The organism is uncultured Bacteroides sp. (assembly GCF_910586915.1).
In the GTDB taxonomy this organism is placed as follows: Bacteria; Bacteroidota; Bacteroidia; order Bacteroidales; family Bacteroidaceae; genus Bacteroides.
In genome coordinates, this window is sequence record NZ_CAJULN010000017.1 from 49480 (window position 1) to 56231 (window position 6752).

General features: G+C 45.9%; 5 protein-coding genes. 3 read left to right on the forward strand and 2 right to left on the reverse strand.

The features are described from left to right. Window positions 1–2 precede the first annotated feature (2 nt). The 3 genes from lepA to nhaA all read left to right on the forward strand — a co-directional run bounded on the left by lepA (window position 3) and on the right by nhaA (window position 4420). Window positions 3–1784: a translation elongation factor 4 gene (gene lepA, locus QZ331_RS08200; protein WP_294629442.1), complete on the forward strand. Its 1782-nt coding sequence runs from the start codon at window positions 3–5 to the stop codon at window positions 1782–1784. A gap of 92 nt (window positions 1785–1876) precedes the next feature. Then, entirely contained in the window at window positions 1877–3055 is a 1179-nt protein-coding gene (locus QZ331_RS08205) for a sodium:proton antiporter (protein WP_294629443.1), read from the forward strand. A gap of 45 nt (window positions 3056–3100) precedes the next feature. Continuing rightward, complete coding sequence (gene nhaA / locus QZ331_RS08210) at window positions 3101–4420, forward strand: Na+/H+ antiporter NhaA (RefSeq protein ID WP_294629444.1); 1320 nt, start codon at window positions 3101–3103, stop codon at window positions 4418–4420. Between the two features lie 124 nt (window positions 4421–4544). On the opposite strand, the gene rmuC is transcribed toward nhaA, so the two are convergent. Both rmuC and map read right to left on the reverse strand, forming a co-directional pair. Beyond that, window positions 4545–5783 (reverse strand): DNA recombination protein RmuC, encoded by a 1239-nt coding sequence (gene rmuC, locus QZ331_RS08215; protein WP_294629445.1) that lies wholly within the window; start codon window positions 5781–5783, stop codon window positions 4545–4547. Further along, window positions 5783–6637, reverse strand: coding sequence for a type I methionyl aminopeptidase (map, locus tag QZ331_RS08220; protein WP_294629446.1), 855 nt, complete (start codon window positions 6635–6637; stop codon window positions 5783–5785). Before map ends, rmuC begins: the two co-directional genes overlap by 1 nt. Window positions 6638–6752 lie beyond the last annotated feature (115 nt).

Below are 6752 nucleotides of genomic sequence, written 5' to 3' on the forward strand. Positions count from 1 at the left end.
GCATGAAGAATATACGCAATTTTTGCATTATCGCTCATATTGACCACGGCAAGTCGACTTTGGCCGACCGTCTGTTGGAATTTACCAACACCATCCAGGTGACCGAAGGACAGATGCTCGATAATATGGACTTGGAAAAAGAAAGAGGAATTACCATCAAGAGCCATGCTATCCAGATGGAGTATGCATATAAGGGCGAGAAGTACGTTCTCAACCTGATTGATACTCCGGGGCACGTGGACTTTTCGTACGAGGTGTCGCGCTCGATTGCTGCTTGCGAAGGTGCGCTTCTGATTGTCGACGCATCGCAAGGGGTGCAGGCACAGACTATCTCCAACTTGTATATGGCTATTGAGCACGACCTTGAGATTATTCCGGTCATCAATAAATGTGATATGGCAAGTGCCAACCCCGAAGAGGTGGAAGACGAGATTGTGGAACTGCTGGGATGCAAACGCGAAGAAGTGATTCGCGCATCAGGCAAGACCGGTATGGGGGTGGAAGAGATACTGGCGGCTGTCATTGAGCGTATTCCTCATCCCGAAGGAGACGAAACAGCACCCTTGCAGGCGTTGATTTTCGATTCCGTATTCAACTCTTTCCGTGGTATCATTGCTTACTTCAAGATTGAGAACGGTATCATCCGCAAGGGAGATAAAGTGAAGTTCTTCAATACGGGGAAAGAGTATGATGCAGATGAAGTGGGTGTGCTGAAAATGGATATGGTGCCCCGTAACGAACTTCGTACGGGAGATGTAGGATATATTATTTCGGGTATCAAGACCTCCAAAGAGGTGAAAGTGGGAGATACCATCACGCATATTGCCCGCCCGTGCGATAACGCTATCGCCGGTTTTGAGGAAGTGAAACCGATGGTGTTTGCCGGAGTTTACCCGATTGAGGCGGAAGACTTTGAAGATCTCCGGGCTTCTTTGGAGAAGCTGCAACTGAATGATGCTTCGCTTACTTTCCAGCCGGAATCGTCGTTGGCGTTGGGCTTCGGATTCCGTTGCGGTTTTCTCGGATTGCTTCATATGGAGATTGTGCAGGAACGGTTGGATCGCGAATTTGACATGAACGTGATTACCACTGTGCCCAATGTGTCGTACAATATATATGATAAGCAAGGGAACATGAAGGAGGTGCACAACCCCGGCGGTATGCCCGACCCTACATTAATAGATCATATCGAAGAACCGTATATCAAGGCGTCCATCATCACTACCACCGATTACATAGGGCCTATCATGACGTTGTGCTTGGGCAAGCGTGGTGAACTGCTGAAACAGGAGTACATCTCCGGCAATCGGGTGGAGATATATTACAATATGCCTTTGGGAGAAATCGTTATCGACTTTTATGATAAATTGAAGAGTATCTCCAAAGGATATGCTTCGTTCGACTATCAGCCCAATGGCTTCCGTACTTCCAAACTGGTGAAACTCGATATTCTGCTGAATGGGGAGCCGGTAGATGCGCTCTCTACTTTGACGCATATTGATAATGCATACGATATGGGCAGACGGATGTGTGAGAAGTTGAAGGAACTTATTCCTCGCCAACAGTTTGAAATTGCCATTCAGGCAGCTATCGGTGCCAAGATTATCGCTCGCGAAACCATTAAGGCAGTCCGTAAGGACGTTACTGCGAAGTGTTACGGTGGTGACGTCAGCCGTAAGCGTAAACTGCTCGAAAAGCAGAAAAGAGGTAAAAAACGAATGAAACAGATTGGTAACGTGGAAGTTCCGCAGAAGGCCTTCCTTGCCGTGTTGAAACTGGATTAAGCATATAACCGCAAGCAGTTTTTCAGAGAATGTTCTGAACAAATTGACTTGCGGTTAGTTTTTTATATCGGGGAAAACAAACAATTATAAATATGAGAAAAGTTCTGTCTTTTTCGGGCTTCCTTCTGTTGGGGCTCATTGTTTCACAATTTCTGCCGGTGATGTCGGGAGAGGGTTATGGAACTGTCAAGTCCATATCGAATGTGCTGCTTTATGTATGTCTGGGTTTTATCATGATTAATGTGGGGCGGGAGTTTGTGCTCGATAAAGTGCGGTGGAAAAGCTACGCCCAGGATTATTTCATTGCGATGGTGACAGCAGCTTTGCCGTGGTTTATGATTGCTCTTTATTATGTATTTGTGCTGTTGCCGCCTGACTATTGGAATAGTTGGGAAGCATGGAAAGAGAATCTGCTGCTGAGCCGTTTTGCCGCTCCTACATCGGCCGGTATCCTGTTTACGATGCTGGCGGCTATCGGATTGAAATCCAGTTGGATTTACAAGAAGATTCAGGTGTTGGCGATTTTTGACGACTTGGATACGATTATTCTGATGATTCCCCTTCAAATAATGATGATTGGTATGCGCTGGCAGTTGGTTATTGTGGTGGTGATTGTGTTTATGCTGTTGGCTGTCGGGTGGCAGAGGTTGAATAAATATGATTGGCGCCAGGACTGGAAGGCTATTCTTTTTTATTCGTTGATAGTATTCTTGGCTACTCAGCTTCTTTATCTGGGAAGTAAAGAACTGTATGGCGAGGAAGGAAGCATTCATATCGAAGTGCTGCTGCCTGCCTTTGTGCTTGGAATGATAATGAAACATAGAGAACACGACACTCCTGTGGAACGGAAGGTGTCTGCCGGAATCTCTTTTCTATTCATGTTTCTCGTAGGTATGAGTATGCCTCATTTTGTCGGAGTGAGCTTTGCGGAAGCTCATGAGGGAGTACACTCTGTGACAGGGTCGCAGGAAATGATGTCGTGGGGTATGATTATGTTTCATGTGGTCGTTGTTTCCTTGCTGTCGAATATAGGGAAACTTTGTCCGATGCTTTTCTATCACAACAGGAAACTGAGCGAACGGCTGGCACTTTCCATCGGTATGTTTACTCGTGGTGAGGTAGGAGCGGGGATTATTTTCATTGCATTGGGGTATAACTTAGGCGGGCCTGCACTGGTGATTTCTGTTCTTACTTTGGTGCTGAATCTGATTTTGACCGGTATTTTTGTGCTTTGGGTGAAAAATCTTGCTTTAAGAAGCTACAGTAATTAGGAAAATCCGTATATTGCGCGTCTGATATTCAAAATACGTTTCGTTATGACTATTATTCGGACTATGCGTAACTTCTCGTCGATGAATATTGCGGCGAGTGTCCTTTTGTTCTTGGCTGCTATTTCGGCAGCCATCATTGCCAACTCTTCTGTGGCTCCGGTCTATCAGGCCTTCCTGTCGCATGAGTTGCATTTGCAGATTGGCGGTTTTAACTTGCTCTCGCATGGCGGAGAGAATCTGAGGATGATTGAATTTATCAATGATGGTCTGATGACGGTTTTCTTTTTGCTGGTGGGGCTCGAAATTAAACGGGAATTGCTGGTCGGCGAACTTTCTTCTTTCCGCAAGGCAGTGTTGCCTTTTATCGCTGCTTGCGGCGGTATGCTGGCTCCCGTGGTTATATATGCGTTGTTTTGTCCGCCGGGCAATCTTGGCGGGCAGGGGCTTGCCATCCCGATGGCAACGGATATCGCTTTCTCATTGGGTGTGTTGAGCTTGTTGGGCAACCGCGTTCCGTTGAGTTTGAAAATCTTTCTGACGGCTTTTGCGGTAGTCGATGATATCGGCGGTATCTTGGTGATTGCCATTTTCTATAGTTCTCATGTGGCGTATAGTTATCTTTTGATAGCCGCCTTGCTTTATGTCCTGCTCTATTTCATCGGGAGACGGGGCTCGACAAATAAGGTCTTCTTTTTGGTAATCGGGGTCGTTATCTGGTATTTATTCTTGCAGTCGGGTATTCATAGTACAATCTCCGGAGTTATCTTGGCTTTTGTTATTCCGGCAAAGCCCCGCCTGAATGTGGGAAAATACATCGAACGAATCCGCCAGACCATAGCCGAATTTCCGACAATGGATTCGGGCAGCATTGTGCTGACCAATGAGCAGATTGCCAAACTGAAAGAGGTGGAGTCGGCTTCCGACCGTGTGATTAGTCCGTTGCAATCATTGGAGGACAATTTGCACGGGGCGGTCAACTACTTGATTCTTCCGCTTTTTGCTTTTGTCAATGCCGGTGTGGTGTTTAGTGGTGGAGGAGAATTGGTGGGCAACGTGAGTATTGCGGTAGCAATCGGTTTGCTGTTGGGCAAATTCATCGGTATTTATTCGTTTACTTGGCTCGCTATCAGATTCAAAGTGACTCCCAGACCGCAGGGGATGACTTGGGCGAATCTTGCCGGAGTTGCATTGTTGGGCGGAATCGGTTTTACTGTATCGCTTTTCATTGCCAATCTCTCCTTCGGAACAGATTATCCGGTTCTGCTGAATCAGGCTAAGTTCGGGGTATTGTCGGGTTCCATACTCTCCGGATTATTGGGGTATGTTGTGCTTCGGGCAGTGCTTGCAAGGGAGCATAGGACTTGATTTCACCGCATATATGGCTGACTTGCAGGAGATATAGAGCCTACGTCCAGCATCTATATGTCCTGCACGTAGCGCATATAGATGCTGTAATTGGTTGATTATTAAGTTATAATTGCTTTGAACTTTATTCATCTGCAAACTCATCATCTATTCCGTCAATCGGTAGGATTTTCTGACTCTCTTCATGTGGTAACTGCTCTACTTGCCGCAGTTTCCGTTCAATGGCGCGTGTCCGCTTGCCCATGACCTCTTCCAATTGGTCGCCGGCACTTTGCAGGTTCTTCTGTACTTTCTCAAGCAATCCGCCGAACTTGCCGAATTCAGTTTTGACTGCTCCTAATACCGTCCAAACTTCTCCGGTACGTTTTTGAATGGCAAGCGTACGGAAGCCCATTTGGAGACTGTTCAGGATAGCGCCCAACGTTGTTGGGCCGGTTACTACAATCTTATACTCTTTTTGAAGCGTTTCTACAAGGCTTGTCCTTCGTATCACTTCCGCATAAATGCTTTCAAAAGGTAAAAACATGATGGCAAAATCGGTGGTAAAAGGAGGGTCTACATATTTGTCACGGATATCCTTTGCCATTTTCTTAATGGTACTTTCCAACTGCTTGCCGGAGGATTCTATCAAAGCGGCATCTCCTGCTTCAAAGGCATCGTAATACTGCTCGTATATGTCTTTCGGGAATTTGGCGTCAATAGGGAGATAGACCGTACTGTTGGTGTCATCTTTTCCCGGAAGTTTGATGGCGAATTCGACAAACTCGGTTCCGCTCTTTTTCGTTTTGACATTCGCGTCATACTGTTCGGGGCTCATCATTTGTTCCAATAATGCGCCAAGTTGTACTTCGCCGAATGTTCCCCGCATTTTTACGTTGCTCAATACTTTTTTCAGTCCGCCTACATCTTGTGCCAACGATTTCATCTCTCCAAGTCCTTTTTGCACATTTTCAAGCTGCGAACGGACAATCTCGAACGACTGTCCGATGCGTTCGTTCAGTGTTTTCTGCAACTTTTCTTCCACCATCAGTCGCATATCATCCAACCGTTTCTCTGTTGACTTGAGCAGGGTCTCCTGTTGGCGTGCCATTGTATCGAATTTCTGTCGTTGCAACTCTCCGTTGGTCATCATATTCTTGTGCAGGGCGTCTTGAAGTTGTTGCATATGCTGATGGAGCGTTTGTGTCATTTCCATACGCAGTTCCCGGATGCTGCGGTTGAGTTCTTCCCGGTTTTCCTGCATTTGCTGGCGCAAAGCCATTTGTAATTGTTCCGCTTGTTTTTGATTGTTGCCTTTTGTCAGTGATAATGCTAACAGGATTATCACTGAAACGGCAATCAAGATAAGTAGAGTCAGTTCCATCAGTATGTCAGAATTTCATTTCCGGTTTCGGTAATCAGAATCATGTTTTCCCATTGGGCTGAAGGTAATCCGTCGTCGGTGCAGACTGTCCATCCGTCGGCTTCGTCCACAAATACTTCGTAGGTGCCCATATTAATCATCGGTTCGATGGTGAAGGTCATTCCCGGTACAATCATCATGCCTCTGCCGCGACGTCCGAAGTGTTCTACGTCCGGTTCTTCATGGAATTTCACTCCCACACCATGTCCACAAAGGTCGCGGACAACATTGAAACCGTTTTTCTCTGCGTGTTCCTGAATGGCGGCGCCCACATCGCCCAACTGTTTCCAGGGTTGTGCGGCAGCAATACCGATTTCCATACATTCTTTCGTTACTTGAACGAGTTTGCGCATTTCGGGACTTACATCGCCAATCATAAACATACGGGATGCATCGGAGAAGTATCCGTTGTAAATCGTCGATACGTCCACATTGATAATATCGCCGCTTCTCAAAATCTCATTCTTATTGGGTATCCCATGACATACTACATCATTGATACTCGTACAAACGCTCTTGGGAAATCCTTCGTAATTGAGCGGCGCGGGGATGGCTCCGTGAGCCGTTGTGAAGTCATAGACCATTACGTCAATCTCTTCGGTGGACATTCCTTCGCGGATATTTCCGGCAATATAATCCAACAGTGCTGTGTTGATTTTGGCACTTTCACGAATTCCTTCCAATTGTTCGGGGGTACGGAGTACTTTACGTGGTGGCAGTTTGTATCCTTGTTTTCTGTATTTCTGTATTTTTTCTTCTATTGCTTCCGGATAATTGGAAGGGGTAAACCGGAATCCCTTGATAAATTTCTTCATTATTATAGGATATTTAAAAATCGTATGACAAAGGTAGAGAATAAATGGAATTTACCATTCATAACTCGTTGGTTGAATTAAGAATCTAAATATTTACAAATGAAAAAGTTGCACA

Excerpts from the sequence above, each read along its gene's own strand:
- lepA (WP_294629442.1), top strand. The coding sequence starts at position 3 with ATGAAGAATATACGCAATTTTTGCATTATCGCTCATATTGACCACGGC.
- QZ331_RS08205 (WP_294629443.1), top strand. The coding sequence starts at position 1,877 with ATGAGAAAAGTTCTGTCTTTTTCGGGCTTCCTTCTGTTGGGGCTCATT.
- nhaA (WP_294629444.1), top strand. The coding sequence starts at position 3,101 with ATGACTATTATTCGGACTATGCGTAACTTCTCGTCGATGAATATTGCG.
- rmuC (WP_294629445.1), bottom strand. The coding sequence starts at position 5,783 with ATGGAACTGACTCTACTTATCTTGATTGCCGTTTCAGTGATAATCCTG.
- map (WP_294629446.1), bottom strand. The coding sequence starts at position 6,637 with ATGAAGAAATTTATCAAGGGATTCCGGTTTACCCCTTCCAATTATCCG.